The sequence below is a fragment of the Desmonostoc muscorum LEGE 12446 genome (assembly GCF_015207005.2).
In the GTDB taxonomy this organism is placed as follows: domain Bacteria; phylum Cyanobacteriota; class Cyanobacteriia; order Cyanobacteriales; family Nostocaceae; genus Nostoc; species Nostoc muscorum.
In genome coordinates this window covers 2,362,621-2,378,379 of sequence record NZ_JADEXS020000001.1, presented here as the reverse complement: position 1 = coordinate 2,378,379, position 15,759 = coordinate 2,362,621, and the positions used below count along the sequence as shown (strand labels likewise).

Genomic DNA, 15,759 nt, shown 5'->3' with positions numbered 1-15,759 from the left:
TATTTAAATTTGATAAAATTGTCTAGAAATATATAAATTTTTTACACAAAATTTTTATTGAAAAATTCACAATTTATGGACTTTATCAAGACTCTATATGCAACTTGATTTTAGCTTTTGAATTCCGCTGCCCAAAACTTTACAAAAATTATAAATTTGGTTAAGTTATGTTGATTTTACGCGAATTATTCTCAATAAATCTACGAATTTACTTGCTTTGAGGAGTTGACTAATTACAGGCTTTTTTGATATACTCAAATTCTTGTTTATTATTGGCTACTGCTATAACTTTTTTGAGTTTTACCAAATTAAAGGTATTAATTTTTAATTTTTATAACGGCAACTTGATGGTAAAAGTAGCTCCTTGTCCAACGCCAGGACTAGCAACTTGAATAGAGCCGCCATGTAATTCGACAAGATGACGGGCGATCGCCAAACCCAGTCCTAAGCCAGCTTGTTTGTGAGTGGGATGTCCTTGATGATAGCGTTCAAAAACGTAGGGCACAAACTCTGGGCTGATGCCCATACCTGTATCGCTAACTGTGATTTGGGCATGAGAGCCATTGCCAAACAATCTAACTTCTACTTTTCCCCCTGAGGGGGTGAATTTAATAGCGTTGGTGAGTAAATTGCCGAGAACTTGCAGTAAACGGTTGATATCGCCGGAAATTGTGGAAATTGACCTGTCAATTATGGACTCTAAACGAATATTTTTGGAGTTTGCCGATGGGTAAGCAGTTTCTATTGCTGCGCCTACAACTACTCCGAGATTAACTTGGCTGACCTCAAGTTGTAGCTTCCCTTGGAGGATGCGAGACATATTTAGTAGGTCTTCGAGAAGTTTTTCCTGAGACCTGGCATTGCGTTCAATGGTTTCGAGAGCTTTAGGGAGGTTGGCTTCATCGAATTTGCTCCTCCGCAGCAGTTGCACCCAGCCGAGAATGGCGTTGAGTGGAGAGCGTAGGTCATGGGATACCATTGCCACAAACTCATCTTTAGTGCGGTTAGCAGCTTCAGCTTGGGCGCGGGCGGCTTGCTCAAGTTGCAAAAGTTGATTGCGTTCGGCTTCTAAGTGTTTGCGATCGTCAATATCTGTACTCGTGCCAAACCACTTGATGATACTTCCTTGCTCATCCTTGATGGGCACACCTCGTACTAAATGCCAAGAACTGCTACCATCGTGTTTTTGATAGCGGATTTCCTGTTGGTAAAGTTCCCCTGTTTGCAAGGCTTGAGTCCATCCTGCCATAGCTGCTTCGGTGTCGTCTGGATGGATAGTTTTTGTCCAGCCAAATCCCATTGCCTCGTCAACTGATTGTCCAGTAAATTCATACCAGCGTTCATTGAGATGTTCACATTCACCCTGAGGATTGCAGATCCAAACGAGTTGTGGCATGGCATTGGATAAGTAGCGGTAGCGTTCCTCGCTTTCGCGTAGCGCTAGTTCAGCACGTTTGCGTTGGGTGAGGTCGAGAACGAAGCAGACGCTATAACCGTTGTCCTTTGTGCCTTCTATCCGGGCAATTCCTAGTAGAACTGGAATCCGAGTACCATTTTTGTGAAGATATTCCTTCTCAAAGGGAGTACAAACACCAGAAACTTGCAGTTCTTGAATTTTTTGCTGGTCGAGGGTTTGATATTCTGGCGGTGTCATGGAATTCCAGCGGATGATTCCGCCTGCCAAATCTTCACGGGTGTAACCGAAGGTTTCTAAGAAAGCGTCATTTGCTTCATAGACTCGACCGCTGAAGTCACCAAAATAAATCCCAACTATATTAGATTCGACAATGCGGCGGAATTTAGCTTCACTTTCTTGCAAAGCAAATTCAGCACGTTTGCGATCGCTAATATCTGTTGTACTACCCACTGCCCGAATTACCTGGCCACTAGCATCTCGTGTAATCACTCCCTGATCCAGCACATATCGATATTCCTGGTCTTTGTGTCGTGCCCTATACTCAACCGTATAGTGATTTTCATTGGCAGAGACTATAGCGTGGAAGTGATGAATTAAACCCTCTCTATCTTCGGGATGAATTTGCTCTTTCCACCATTGATGGGTTGTTGGTGCCTCCTTTAAGGAGTAACCCAAAATTTTAGTTAGTCCTTCAGTCCTGTCAATTCTGTCGTTTTCTAGATCCCAGTCATAAATTAGGCAATTAACCGCCGCTGCTGCTAGTTGGAAACGCTCGTTGCTTAAACGTAGCTGTTCTTCTGTCTGCTTACGTTCAGTGATATCAAAGCTTGTACCGATAATTTGGCGTGGGGAACCATCAGAATTCCTGGTGAATATCGTATCTCTACTAAAAAACCAGCGCCATTCTCCATTGGCGTGTCGCATCCGATATTCATTTTCCACGATATTGCTATCTTGAATTGAGCCAAGTTCTTGGAACACACTAGGAAGTTGAGCGAAATCCTCAGGATGCATGATCTTGGGTAAGAACTGTGTTCCCATTTCTTGAACTTGCTCTGGAGTGTAGCCAAGCAATTTACTAACCTGACTATTAATATAGACATTCTGTTGTTTAACTAAGTCGTAAACATACAAAATTCCGGGAGTAGTTTCGGCAATGCGTTCGATGAACTGCTGACTCTCGCGCCATTGTTCATGTGCTTGATTTTTCTCAGTCACATCCCGCCAGGAAGCAACAAAGCCATCTCCCATTTTGGTGATGCGAATATCAATGGTTTTGGTTAACACCTGATTGCTATCAAAATTTGAAGTGTAGATGAGTGATTCTTTCACCAAAGGATTACCAGTTTCTATAACTTGGCAACACTCATCAAACAATTCACTGGCTCGAAAATTCGGTAAAATTTCACATAATCCTTTGCCCCGCTGTTCCTCCTTATTCATCTGGGTAAATTCACAAGCTGCGGCATTCACATAATCAACGCAAAAATCAAGTATTTCACCCGTCTCGTTACGAATGGCTAAGTAAATACCAAAGCAATCGAGCATATTTTCCACCGAAGTGCGAAAACGTTCTTCGCTGCGTTGTAGTTGCTGACGTAACTGAGTATTTTTGATTGCTGAGTAGACAGTAGAACGCAAACGTTCTGCTGTTGTCTGTCCCTTGATTAAATAATCTTGGACACCACTTTTCATCGCCTGGACAGCCACGGACTCGTTGCCATATCCTGTTAACATAATTAGAGCTGGCGTATTTCCCTTTAACTGCTGCCGTAATTCTGCCAGAAATTCCAGTCCATCCATGTCTGGTAAAAGAAAGTCTAATAAAATTCCCTCAGGCTGCAACTCTTGACATAATGCCAACGCTTCCTCTCCCGATTCTGCTTCGAGAATTGTGTACCTGTGTTCTTGGTCTTGCAGGAGATAGCGACGATAAACCTGTCGGTCTTCAGGAGAATCATCGATAATTAAAATGGTTAGCGGCTGTGCCATGACTACTTGCTAACAGCATCAGGGAGAACTACGATATCTAACCAATAAGTGATAAAACTTTGAATAGTTTGTACCAATCTGTTGATGTCGATTGGTTTTAATATATAACTAGCAATGCAATATCGATAACATACTTCAATATCTTTAGGGTTAGAAGAAGTCGTAAATACAACCACAGGAATATTTTTGAGGTTTCGATCCTGCTTGATTTGCTCTAAGACTTCTCGCCCATCGGTTCCTGGTAAATTCAGGTCGAGTAAAATAATCGAGGGACAAGGAAATTTCTGAGAATCGCTGTAGGAACCAGTGTGGTAGAGAAAGTCCAACGCTTCATCACCATCGGTACAGCGAAAGACGGGATTAATCACAGCTTCTCGGCGCATGACTCGACATAGCGCTTCAAAGTCTTCATCGCTGTCTTCAATCACAAGCAAAGGTTGGGCGGTTTTGCCAATCATGAGTTCAGTCTACTCCTTGTAATGTGAAATAAAACGTACTGCCTTCGCCGTAGGTTGACTCCACCCAGATTTTACCGCCATGTCGCTCGACAATTTTTTTCGTGATGGTCAATCCCGCCCCTGTACCGCCACCATATTTGCTTGGCCCGTGTAGCCGTTTGAAGATGCGGAAAATCGCCTCAAAGTGTTTTTCTCGAATTCCAATGCCGTTATCTCGGACGTAAAATGTTACTGGTGCAGGTGAAGCGGCTTCAACATAGCCAATTTCAATCCATTTTTCGGGTTTGTCGTTGTATTTAATGGCGTTGGCAATGAGATTGTTAAAGACTTCGCCTACTTGGACGCGATCGCAATACACTGTTGGTAATGGTCTAGGAATCCGGATTTCTACCCCCATCTCCTCAATTCGGGCGCTCAACAAGTCTAAATTTCGCTGAACAATACTATTAATATCAGTATCCTGCATAGAAAGATCTATCCTTCCTAAGCGGGAAAAATGTAGCAGCGAATCAATTAAATCTTCCATACGCTGAGTCAAACGAATCAGAGTTCTTAGCTTGTGCCTACCTTCTTCGTCGAGAATTTCGCCGTAGTCTTCAATGAGGAAATTGGAATAATTATGAATACCGCGCAGTGGTTCTTTCAAATCATGAGAAGCAATGTAGGCAAAGGCATCTAATTCGTTGTTTCTACGTTCTAGTTCAATATTGAGCTGCGCTAGTTCATCTGCTTTTCGCAACACCACACCAATAATAGCGCTTCTCAACTCCAGTGCCGCACTCACTTCATAAGGTTTCCAACTCAGAGATTTTAACCGCACCGTTTCTTTCCATGACTCGAAGGATTTCCGGGGTGATAAACGCAAACTGCCATTTCCCGTTACCTCTACAGGTTTATTCGGGTTACCTCCCCAATTGACAGTCCGCACTACCTCTGGGCGAAACCATAAAACATAGTTTCTCTGAATTTTGGAAAATGAAAGCGCCATCAAGCCACTAGCCACGTCACCGATTTTTTCTCCTTCTGGATAAATTTGTGATAGCGAATCAGTGTAAAAAATTTCTTCCTGGACATTTTGATAAATCCATTCGATTAAATTTTGAATATCTAGCTTTTCGGGAGTATTGCCAACTGAAAAATAGTCTTTTTCAAAATATACCACTGCTCCGTCGGCATTGACAAGATTAAGTAGATTCGGTTGATGCTGAATTAAACCTTCAAGAAAGTTATTTTCTGCCGACATGAACTCTACTAATTTGCTATGAACTGATTTCAAATTAATTTTGGATTCAGTATCTTCACTATCCTCTTTTCCACTCAGTTCTACAGATGTAATTTGTCCCAAAAATTCACAAGCATGACGAATTTCATAGGGAACATATTTCGGCGATTGATGATGACAAGCAATTAGTCCCCATAATTTTTGATTTTTCATAATGGAAATTGACATTGATGCCGTTACGCCCATATTATGCATATACTCAATATGTAAAGGCGAAACACTCCGCAACACCGACTTACTTAAATCTAAAGGCTGCCCAGTCAAGGGATTATTTGCAGGTAAAATTGCTGCTGGTTGATAGTCAGCATTCGGTATTAGCCTCAACCAATTTTGGCTGTAGAGTTCCCTAGCTTGTACGGGAATATCCGAAGCTGGATAGTGTAAGCCTAAATAAGATGTCAGATATTCTGGCTTTTGTTCAGCAATAACTATGCCGTTCCAATCCTCATCGAAGCGATAGACCATCACCCGTTCAAAACCAGTGATCTTTTTTACTTCTTGGGCAAGAATTTGACTTAGTTCTATGACACTCGATGCCACCTGTAATTTAGATATAGCTTGTTTAAGTAAATGATAAAATTTAAAAAAGGCGTTACTTTTTTCTAAGAATGTCGGTTCTAATTCCAGAACCAAAATTTGAGATGAACGATGAATAATCACATCATAATGTAAATTTTCATCACCAGATTTGATTGTAAATTCCAGAGGATTGACAATTTGCAAATCCTGTTGAGATAAACAATCTTGCAAAAAATTAATTTGTTCAGATTCTAAGAAGTTACTTAAAGGTTGATTTAGTAATTGTTCCGGACTAATGCCAAATAAAGAGTAAGTATTATTGCTACATTGAAGGATAATTAGCTCTGGTTCTTTTAATGCCAAAAGGACTCCATGAGGTTGAATAGAGCCAGGAATATGAATTGGCTCTCGATCGCAGTTGGTGAGATCAACTTCAAAGGGAACGGTAATATCGTTAGTGTTCACGCTTTAATACCAATGATGACTAGTATGCCTGAGCAATGTACCTCAATCTCAGAGGATTTTTTAAAAGTCTTTGGTGGTCTATTAAACACTTTATAACCTCCTAAAATCTCCTAAAAATGAGGACTTTCAAACCGTTATTCACTAATTTGATAAATATCTGACAGCGGGTTGGTAAGAGGATGTTTGAAAAGTCATAATTGATGTCTCAAATATTTTTTACCCCACCCTAACCCTCCCCGTATGTATTGGGGAGGGAACCGGATTTTCTTGTTTCCCCCCAATATATCGGGGAGCCACTGCGTTGCGGAGGTTCCCTCCGTTGTAGCAAGTGGCGTGGGATTAAGGGGGGTAATAATTCGATTCAAATCACTACATACCACTTTTCAAACATCCTCTAAGGAAGGTTATGGGAGATATTCATATAACCTGACAGACAAACATCCTCTAACAGAGTCTCTAATTTAGTTGTCAATTTTTTGGTTTAATCTATCTAAATAAATCCGACCAAAATTTATTATAAAAGCTTTACGATCAGATTTTATGATTAAAATACTATTTATCCAAGATAATTTTCTTTATGTAAATAAATATAGAGTTCAAGGGAATTTTATCTAGGTAGCAAGAATATAAATGCTAGCGAAAAATTAGCTGTAAATTGAATAGTAGTCAAGGAGTTGAGTTATTTTCTAGAAAAAAAGGCGCGATCGCAGTAAAATTACCAATGATGTGGCCAGTGAGAAAATAAAACAAGCAGGTCATTAGCAATAATTTTTATCTTATCAACGTTATATGGAGATGTTATGGAACCTCCTCTCCCTCTTGTTGGCTTAAACATCCTCGTAGTTGATGATGATGATGATAGTCGCTTTTATGTCACAACTGTACTAGAAGCAGATGGAGCATCTGTCACAGCAGTTGCATCCGCAGCCGCCGCATTGAAAGTATTACCCCAATTGCAGCCTGATATCTTGATATGTGATATTGCTATGCCTAGTGAAGACGGCTACACCCTCATCCGCAAAATCCGGTCGCTCAAACCGGACATTTACGGAAAACTCCCCGCCATTGCCTTAACCGCCTATGGCGATCGCGAATATCGTAATACCGCCCTAGAAGCAGGCTTTCAGATTCATGTACCTAAACCAGTCGATCCAAGCGAACTAGTTGCGATCGTCGCCAATTTAGTTAACAATTGTAATAATTAATACGAAAATGTTGTCATTGGGCATTGGTTATTTCTCTCCCTGCCTCCCCTGCCTCCCCTGCCTCCCCTGCTTCCCACTCCCCCTCATCCCTTCGCCTCAAAACTAATTTGCTCAGACTTATATCCCGGTGGCTCGACGTGAATTAAAATCCTCACAGGACGAAACCGTTCTTCTAATCGGCTTTCGACTTCTTCGGTGATCTGGTGGGCAGTTTCTACATCTGGTGCGTCTACAATTAAATGCATTTCAATGAACACTTGACGACCAAGAACACCGCGAGAAGCGATCGCATGACAGTTAATCACACCAGGGACAGAAGTAGCGATGGCATGGATTGCTTCTGGTGCGATCGCCATTTGATCTACCAGCCAAGGTAAATTCTCTTTTAAAACTGACCAGCCACTCCAAAATACCAACAAAGCCACAGGAAAAGCTAACACGATATCCATCCATTGATAACCCAGCCAAACTCCGATCAAGCCGCCAATTACAGAAATTGTCACCCAAATATCGCTCATGGTGTGTGTAGCATCAGCAATGAGAATCGGGCTAGCTACCCGCCTACCTACACCACGTTCGTAAAACGCTACGAAAATATTTACACCCAACACAATTAGTAATAACCACAACTCAGGGGGCGATATTTTCACAGGTTCACCACCGCCTTTGAGAATTCGCTCAATTGCTCCTTGGAGAATTTCAAAACAGGCTATTCCCAAAAAGGCCGCGATTCCTAATGCTCCCACCGCTTCAAACTTGCTGTGTCCATAAGGATGCTCGCGATCGGGTTGTGGAGAAGAAAATTTACTCGCAATTAATCCTAAAACGTTGTTAGCACTATCGGTCACACTATGCAAAGCATCAGCTAGTAAACTCAAAGAACCCGTCCAGTACCCCACAAGTGCTTTCAATCCCATTACAAATAGGTTGAGTACTAGGGTGATAATTAAAACTTTTTGCACTTCAGCGCGGTTATCGGAAATCATAGATTATTTATTACATCAAGTTCTATGACTTCTAATGTAAAACTCAAAACACAAATAAATACAAATAAAATGTATCAAAGTCTTACACAGTAAGAATTAACTCTCTCTTTAACTGACAATTTTTATGCTAATTATTGACAATATTTATAATTAAAATTAGCTAGAAAGCGGACAGATGTAGAGAATGCTTTTGGCGATCGCAGCAGATTTTTAGCATTAATAGGAGAAATATTTTAATTAAATTTATTTGCCAGTAAATTTTCTATAGGACTCATATTTGATTTTTGGGAAGCTAAGTACACCTTTATTCCTTCTTCCCAGTCCCCAGTCCCCAGTCCCCAGTCCCCAGTCCCTTACCTCTACGAGTGATTCTCCAAATAAAATCGGATTGCTATAGTTGTGTAATTCATACATGTAATCCCTAAGGTTTTTCCGGAAAAATAGTTAATTATCTGCCACTATCCAATCGATTATTCGATAATTGACCAAGTTCTAAAGTGAACCACTGATTGGGGTAACATTAGTAATTACCAAGAAGTTTTAATACAAAGCTAATGTCTTCAACTCCTCTAACACTCAACTTAGTTGAAGGTTCTGTGTCCTTCAGTTTTTCACCCCAAGCAGCACGAGAATTAAAGGTAGCAATAGACCAGTTAATGGAACGCCTCAAAGCTGTGGCTGCTAAACCCATTCCTGGCGGCGGTAAAGCCACTCCCCAGCCTCCCTTGGAATATCGTTACACTGGCGAAGTCTTTTTAGAAGTTTTCTGCAATCCTAATATTTGGCCGACTCCCTTCGCAGCCAAAGTCCTGCTGACTGTTCGCAACATTAACATCCGCGTAACTACAGAAGCCGAATTGACTCGCATCATTGATGATATTAATCAATATTTAGACCAAGTGGGATGAGGGGGAGTGGGGAGTGGGGAGTGGGGAGCTAGGGGAGGCAGGGGAGGCAGGGGAGGCAGGGGGAGAAATAACTAATGCCCAATGCCCCATGCCCCATCCCCTGCATTTCTAGAAAAATTACCGGAGCAGTCCAACATCAGGAACCGCCCCGGTAACAGAATCCACATTCCAGACTCAAGTTGCGGCATCAGCACTCTTGGTTCTGATGCCTAAATTCACCTGAAAACTTGTATAAATTGAGACTCTAATGTTTCCGTATTAATGAAAAACGCAAGATCCTAGATTGGGCAATGCTTACCAAAAGCCAGAGATTATCCCCCATATTGGGCGTAGAATCGTTGATTGTGAAATCCACACATCAAAAATAAACCCCAATCTCAAATCCGAAATTTAACATTGATTAGTCGTTGTCCCATTGTTCACGACCAATCAAGTCACCAATGCGATCGCGTAACAAAAAGTCACATTTTTCTAACTCACATTCAACGCAAACCCACTCTCTCGCTGGGATGTATTGGCAGAGTGTATATATTGGCTGTTGTCGGCTGACCATTCCCTTTTGCACCAGTCGGCGTGCTTCGTCTTGGATGACATCCAGAGAGTAGTAATTAATAGAAGGCACCGTATTCACACTCATGGTTTTTACTCACAAATTAACACTTAGATAGTGTTCCCGTTTAGCTATAAGGAACAAACATGACAGAGATTTGACTTGTGGCTATGCTTTTGTAGTTTGCTATACGGAACTAATTTCATTTTGACGCTACACATCCTGAAATTATCTCAAGAAATGTTAAGAAAGTCAACAAAAGCTGACATTTCCGAAAAATAAGCTTCACAAAACAATGTCAAAGTAGTTAACGAAACCTGCTGTACTAGTTGTGTGAGTTTTATTCAACGGGTTCCAAAGCTATGCCATTAGTGCCTTGAGGCATTATTTTGCTGGTGAGAAGAGTCCATATAGCGATCGCTCACAGATCAAATAATCACCTGAAAGCTGTATCTAGAAGTGTTGGTATCTATCTCAAGGTAAACAAGATAAGGATATTTGGCAGCAACTAGGGTATAAACTATGGCAAAGCTAACGGCTAAATTACACTATGAAGGCTTTTAGGCTAGCAACTGTTAACAATTTCTTAAACAAATCCGCAATTACTTGGTTAATTTCAGCGCTGATGTTACATGGTTTTTTTTAGATAAACATCTGTAGAAGGGGGGAGTAATGCTATTTATCTATGGGGAAGGGGGAAACGCTCTGACGTGGGGATGAAGAGAGAAGGAGGATGACAGATGATAAATGACTAATGACAAATGACTGAATTAGCTTATGGTCACATTAAAACAGACGTGATCTAGTCACGTCTGTAAAGTGTTTGGCGGATTTGCTGAGATCAATTTGTTCTGAAGTTACATTGTTCTTTAAGTTACTGATTCTGAGAATTTGTCATCATCGGGATCTGTGGTGTCTTCTACTGCTGTGGGATCTTCTGGCGATCGCTGATTGTTCAGCTGGTTTAATAGTGCCAGTACTTTATTACCACGTTCTATGGAGCGATCTTCCACAAAGATCACCTCTGGTGTACGACGTAGCCGTACCCTAGCACCAAGTTCGCTGCGGACAAAACCTGTGGCTGACTTTAAGCCCGCCATTGTTTCAGCCTTAGCTTCATCTGTACCATAGATACTGACGTAGATTTTGGCGTGTTGGAGGTCGCCAGAAACATCAACATCAGTAACACTTACCATTCCTGTACCCACACGGTCATCCTTAATGCCGTTGAGCAGCATTTGGCTAACTTCCCGTTTGATCAGTTCAGCAACGCGGGAGACGCGGCGATTTGTAGCCATAAAAGTTTAGCCTCCTCACAGAGGTTGTACGACATAATATAAATGCAAGTTGGGTAGATAGTATTTGGCGTATAGCAAGCAACGCCAAAAATAACTGTCTCTAGGGCGCAAGCCACAGCATCGCCCTAGCCTAGATTGTACTCAAGCCCAGCATTGCACGTAAGGTGAAAGTTACGAACACCAGACTGCTAACAAGCAAACCCAAAAGGGCGATTAGGGTGATTGGGCGTTTGAACAGTGGCACTAATGGCGCAAAGGTGTTGATAAATACCCCTAAGAGGACAGTAATGAAGTAGCGGGGGTAGCGAAAGACGTTATCCCAAAATCCGTCAAACATTTGAATGTAAACTGCCTTGTTATAAACTTACGTTTGTTTTGATATGCTTTATCTACTCAATTGTAATCTATGCGGCTGGAAAATTAACCAGTTAATATAAAATACGGCTCGTCAGTTATATTAACTATATTTGGTCGCCATTATTTCTGTAAAATTTTAGGTAAATGGTTATTCAAATCCCCAAAGAAACTAGCCCGCGTCCATTTTTGAAGTGGGCAGGGGGTAAAAGTAGGTTGATTCAGCAATATATTCCTTATTTTCCCAATAATTATAAAAATTACTATGAACCATTTTTAGGAGGCGGTGCTGTCTTTTTCTATCTCCAACCAACCAAAGCAATTTTAACTGATATTAACGCCGAATTAATTAATACTTATTGCTGCGTTAGAGATAACGTTGATGAATTAATATTGCTCCTGAAAGAACATAAGAAAAGACATACTAGAGATTATTACTATAGCGTAAGAAACAACTTTGCTGGTACTGATTTAGAAAAAGCTGCTCGTTTAATATATCTGAATAAAACCTGTTTCAATGGTCTTTATCGAGTGAATTCACAGGGCAAATTCAATGTGCCCTTAGGCAGATATGACAATCCCAACATTTGTCCTGAAAATTTATTGCAACTAGCCTCCACAGCACTTTCTCACGCAACAATTCAACAAGCAGATTTTACGCAAGTGCTTAACTATGCCACTAGCAGTGATGACTTTGTATTTTTTGATCCCCCTTACCACCCTATCAGTGACACTAGCTATTTCACTGCCTATAGTTCAAATTCTTTTACTAGAAAAGACCAGGAAGTTTTGAGAGACACTTGTGCAGAGTTGTCAAGTCGGGGTGTCAAAGTTATGGTATGTAATTCTGATAGTGAATTTATTAAAAAAATTTATACAGATATCAATTTTGAAACACACACAATCAAAGCAGCGCGATCGATTAACTCGAACATAAAAAATCGAGGCATGATTAACGAATTATTAATTACATCTTTTGATAATAAAGAATTCAGGAGTCAGAATTCAGAATTCAGCATGAATACTGTATGCCTTGGTAGTGAATAAATGGGTTTAATTACGTTATTAAATTAAAGATTTAGTAGCCATATAGCGATTCTCATTTGAATGAGGTACATGGGTAGGGGCGCACATCTGTGCGCCCCTATGAATATCTATTTTTTTCTGTACCTCACCGATACGGAAACCACTATAAAAAAGTGATGTATCCCAATATATCTAACCATTACATTCTGAATTCTGAATTCTGACTCCTTCTTCAAAGATTTTTATTTGCCCAAGCAATAAATCTGTCTAAGCTATAAACTGCTAATAAATTATGATTATCATTAACTCTTGCTTTCAGCCATTTACTTGCACCTTCTCGCATACCTTCACCACCTAGTATGACGATAGTCGGTGCAGGGTAATAATGCTGAATGTTCATATTTAAATAAGGAAATTTTTCATCAACCGAACCAGGGCTTTCTTGCCATTTGCACTCAATAATTAAACCAGATGGCATTGCAGGTGAGCCAACAACGTAAAAATCAACCTTTAAATCGGTATGATAAATTCCAGTGCCAATATAAACCTCTTTCCCATAGCGTTTTGGCAATAAAGCCGCATTTAATACAAATTCTTTTGAGACATAATTTCCTACTTGAAAATAATTATGTCCATTCAAGATTGCTTCTACATTAATTTCTAGAATTTTCCCTGCCTTATTTGCCCGCCCACCTTGAGTCAGAGCCATCCTAAATTCCTCTGCCAAAAGTACCGCTTATTCTAGGATTCCATAGAAGCAGTAATAAATGGTCAGTTGCTTAATATGAATTTTTGTTTAAAGTACATAAATTTGGTATTTATGTACTAAATAAATACAAATGTATTAATAGTTTGGATAAAAAATGAGTTATTAATTGAAGTAATAATTTTCCTTTGGACTTCAACCTGTCTGTGCTTCAGTATTACCGTTGCGGATAGCCCATGCTATCTCTAAAAGTTGAGTCCAGCGCTTTTGCACTTGTTTGGGGGTGCATTTGATGACTTTGGCGATCGCTTGATCGTTTTCTCGTGCAGTTTTGAGCTGTAAAATTTGCTGTTGTTGTTCTGTGAGTTGACCGATAAAGATTTCCCACTGTTGGGAAGATAAACCCAATTTTTGCTCTAAACCCGCACCTAACCATTGATGTACCAATTGCCAATGGTGTTGCTTGGCAAACTTTTCTACATGGTATTTAAAGCGTTGTTGCAGATAATCGCGCTGACGGCTGGTTAAACCGAGAATTTGGTCAATTTCTGGTGCTGAGAGGTCTTGCAGTTTCAGGCTTAAGTAGTCCATGCAGTCAGATTGACCTTGAGACTCTAAGTATTTCATCAATTCAGCGATGACGCGATCGCGTTCTGATTCTTCTGATGGATCGAAACTGGCTTTGGCGATCATTTGCGATCGCAGTTGTTGCACCGCGGAATTGCGCTGGTAAGATTCTGCTTCTTCACCCTTAGCAGATTCCACCGCCATTTCAATATCCACAGTAGTTTCTTGGGGCTGACGACGAGCAAAACCTTGCGCCCGCAAGATAATTAATTGCTGATTTGCACCGCCAGGTAAATTGATGCGACGTTTGGCGTACTGTTCTGTAAACGCCATATATTCAGCTAATTGCAGCTGAGTACGCGGCGTGTGATCCTCAGGTAATTCGTTTTCGCGGCGGAAAGCTTTAATGGCTTCAATATAAAATGCTTGTAAAAAATCTTCAATCAGGCTGTAGCGAGCGTCAAAACCCAACTCCGAACCAGATATAGTTACATGGCGGTAAACCATCGCACCCAAATTGCTATGTAATTCCACCCGCCCTTGCTTTGAACCTAGTTGGTAGTAACGTAAGCACTTTTGCATCCGATGTCTTGCCAACGTCATCTGCCAAGACTTAATTTGTCCAGATGTTTGGATACGGGAGCTTTTATCGCAAATGCGTTCTACTTCTTTGGCAATGCGCTTTGCTAAAGCTTGTACGCACCTGGGTGCTGCTTTCACTTGTGCTTGCATTTCCTGACACAGCAATTCAATCAACGTATCACTGCTGCTAGCTGGCAATTCTTCGCCAGAAACGTGGTCCTCAAAAATTGGTGTAGAGTTGGGTAGATTGGCGACATTAGCTTTCATGACTTTTCCAGGGAGTAGTATTGCACCGTAATTAAGCAGACACAGCGATCGAGGCTAGTCTTGGCTGGAGAATCTTTGGGCATTCATCCATCAAGATTTGCCCCATGTAATGCTCAGATCTAAAGCTCATATTTAAAACTGTAGGAAATACGAAAGAGTTATAGCTATGACAATGTGTCGGTTTTTCCACAAACCACCACATTGATGCTAGTGAATGGATACGCACCATTTTTTTCAATTTGTCAAATGCCTTGCTCTAGCGAGTGTTGCCACCATCCTGTTATACCCACTGCAATCGCCTTTAATTATGACAATTTCAAAACTGGAGTTATTTTAATCACAATTTCCGAAACCAAGAAGTGCGCTGATGAAATTGAATTGTTATACCCACGCTGCTGCTGCTTCCCAACCTAAACCCCTCCGTATCATTACTGCTTCATCCCCCGTTAAATCCAAAATGGTAGACACTTCATACGTAGGTTCCTCACCAGTATCTACAATTATGTCCACGAATTTGTCCAAACGGTCAAATAGCTCTACCCGTGATTGAATAGTCTCTGGATCTATGTGAATCAAGCCATTATCTACTTCATCTGGTGGCACATGTGCAGAAGTTGAAATAATCGGATTACCCAAGGCTTCCAGCAGAGCCAAACACACAGTATGGTTTGGGACTCTAATTCCTGTAGTTTTCCGCTTGGGACTTTGCACCAATCGCGGTACTAACTTAGTAGCTGGGAGCAAAAACGTGTATGTACCTGGAATTAGGCGCTTCATAATCCGATAGGCTGTGTCACTTACGAAGGCATAAGTTGCCACATTTGAAAGCGAGGGACATAAAAATGTCAGTGGTTTATCATTTGCTAGCTGCTTAATTTGCCGCACTCGTTCTACCGCCGATTTGGCATTCAAATCACAACCGATCGCATAAACTGTATCAGTAGGGTAAAGCATGACAGCACCACTAGAGAGCGCTGACTTTATTTCCTCTATTCGGCGAATTTGAGGATTATCCGGATGAACTGGGAAAATTTTTGCCATAGGTGGGGAGTGGGGAGTGGGGAGTGGGGAGTGGGGAGTGGGGAGTGGGGGAGATGAGGGAGATGAGGGAGATGAGGGAGATGAGGGAGACGCGGGGACGCGGAGAAAAACTAATGACTAATTACTAATGACTAAT

The 15,759-nt window shown here is 41.0% G+C and carries 15 protein-coding genes; 4 read left to right on the top strand and 11 right to left on the bottom strand.

Annotated features, from left to right (window positions below):
- Positions 1-331 precede the first annotated feature (331 nt).
- From IQ276_RS10265 to IQ276_RS10255, 3 genes are read right to left on the bottom strand one after another with little or no spacing between them, the layout of a single operon-like run.
- The gene (locus tag IQ276_RS10265) at positions 332-3,409 is read right to left on the bottom strand and encodes a PAS domain S-box protein (RefSeq protein ID WP_193917109.1); all 3,078 of its coding nucleotides are present in this window, start codon (positions 3,407-3,409) and stop codon (positions 332-334) included.
- A gap of 2 nt (positions 3,410-3,411) precedes the next feature.
- On the bottom strand, positions 3,412-3,867 hold the full coding sequence (locus IQ276_RS10260) for a response regulator (RefSeq protein ID WP_190882840.1): 456 nt from the start codon (positions 3,865-3,867) through the stop codon (positions 3,412-3,414).
- 4 nt (positions 3,868-3,871) lie between these two features.
- Entirely contained in the window at positions 3,872-6,133 is a 2,262-nt protein-coding gene (locus IQ276_RS10255; protein WP_193917111.1) for an ATP-binding protein, read from the bottom strand.
- Positions 6,134-6,933: 800 nt separating this feature from the next.
- Between IQ276_RS10255 and IQ276_RS10250 the strand changes: the two genes are divergently transcribed.
- Complete coding sequence (locus IQ276_RS10250) at positions 6,934-7,338, top strand: response regulator (protein WP_193926142.1); 405 nt, start codon at positions 6,934-6,936, stop codon at positions 7,336-7,338.
- A gap of 83 nt (positions 7,339-7,421) precedes the next feature.
- On the opposite strand, the gene cdf31 is transcribed toward IQ276_RS10250, so the two are convergent.
- Positions 7,422-8,324 (bottom strand): CDF family zinc efflux transporter Cdf31, encoded by a 903-nt coding sequence (cdf31, locus tag IQ276_RS10245; protein WP_235115571.1) that lies wholly within the window; start codon positions 8,322-8,324, stop codon positions 7,422-7,424.
- Positions 8,325-8,878: 554 nt separating this feature from the next.
- Between cdf31 and IQ276_RS10240 the strand changes: the two genes are divergently transcribed.
- Together IQ276_RS10240 and IQ276_RS40160 are read left to right on the top strand one after the other, a co-directional pair.
- The gene (locus tag IQ276_RS10240; protein WP_190882836.1) at positions 8,879-9,232 is read left to right on the top strand and encodes a hypothetical protein; all 354 of its coding nucleotides are present in this window, start codon (positions 8,879-8,881) and stop codon (positions 9,230-9,232) included.
- Positions 9,233-9,313: 81 nt separating this feature from the next.
- On the top strand, positions 9,314-9,445 hold the full coding sequence (locus IQ276_RS40160) for a hypothetical protein (RefSeq protein WP_255264321.1): 132 nt from the start codon (positions 9,314-9,316) through the stop codon (positions 9,443-9,445).
- Between the two features lie 187 nt (positions 9,446-9,632).
- On the opposite strand, the gene IQ276_RS10235 is transcribed toward IQ276_RS40160, so the two are convergent.
- The 3 genes from IQ276_RS10235 to IQ276_RS10225 all read right to left on the bottom strand — a co-directional run bounded on the left by IQ276_RS10235 (position 9,633) and on the right by IQ276_RS10225 (position 11,417).
- Entirely contained in the window at positions 9,633-9,869 is a 237-nt protein-coding gene (locus IQ276_RS10235) for a DUF4327 family protein (RefSeq protein WP_062297131.1), read from the bottom strand.
- A gap of 782 nt (positions 9,870-10,651) precedes the next feature.
- On the bottom strand, positions 10,652-11,080 hold the full coding sequence (gene rbfA, locus IQ276_RS10230; RefSeq protein WP_190884309.1) for a 30S ribosome-binding factor RbfA: 429 nt from the start codon (positions 11,078-11,080) through the stop codon (positions 10,652-10,654).
- Between the two features lie 130 nt (positions 11,081-11,210).
- Complete coding sequence (locus IQ276_RS10225) at positions 11,211-11,417, bottom strand: DUF751 family protein (protein ID WP_190884310.1); 207 nt, start codon at positions 11,415-11,417, stop codon at positions 11,211-11,213.
- Positions 11,418-11,581: 164 nt separating this feature from the next.
- Between IQ276_RS10225 and IQ276_RS10220 the strand changes: the two genes are divergently transcribed.
- The gene (locus tag IQ276_RS10220; RefSeq protein ID WP_193921505.1) at positions 11,582-12,481 is read left to right on the top strand and encodes a DNA adenine methylase; all 900 of its coding nucleotides are present in this window, start codon (positions 11,582-11,584) and stop codon (positions 12,479-12,481) included.
- 211 nt (positions 12,482-12,692) lie between these two features.
- Here IQ276_RS10220 and IQ276_RS10215 read toward each other — a convergent pair whose 3' ends face one another.
- The 4 genes from IQ276_RS10215 to IQ276_RS10200 all read right to left on the bottom strand — a co-directional run bounded on the left by IQ276_RS10215 (position 12,693) and on the right by IQ276_RS10200 (position 15,623).
- Positions 12,693-13,169, bottom strand: coding sequence for a PD-(D/E)XK nuclease superfamily protein (locus IQ276_RS10215; RefSeq protein ID WP_190884312.1), 477 nt, complete (start codon positions 13,167-13,169; stop codon positions 12,693-12,695).
- Positions 13,170-13,361: 192 nt separating this feature from the next.
- A complete protein-coding gene (locus IQ276_RS10210; protein ID WP_190884313.1) occupies positions 13,362-14,582 on the bottom strand; it encodes a HetZ-related protein in 1,221 nt (406 codons plus the stop codon).
- A gap of 31 nt (positions 14,583-14,613) precedes the next feature.
- Positions 14,614-14,811 (bottom strand): hypothetical protein, encoded by a 198-nt coding sequence (locus tag IQ276_RS10205; protein WP_190884314.1) that lies wholly within the window; start codon positions 14,809-14,811, stop codon positions 14,614-14,616.
- A 152-nt stretch (positions 14,812-14,963) separates the two neighbouring features.
- Positions 14,964-15,623, bottom strand: coding sequence for an L-threonylcarbamoyladenylate synthase (locus IQ276_RS10200; RefSeq protein ID WP_073645478.1), 660 nt, complete (start codon positions 15,621-15,623; stop codon positions 14,964-14,966).
- Positions 15,624-15,759: the final 136 nt, after the last annotated feature.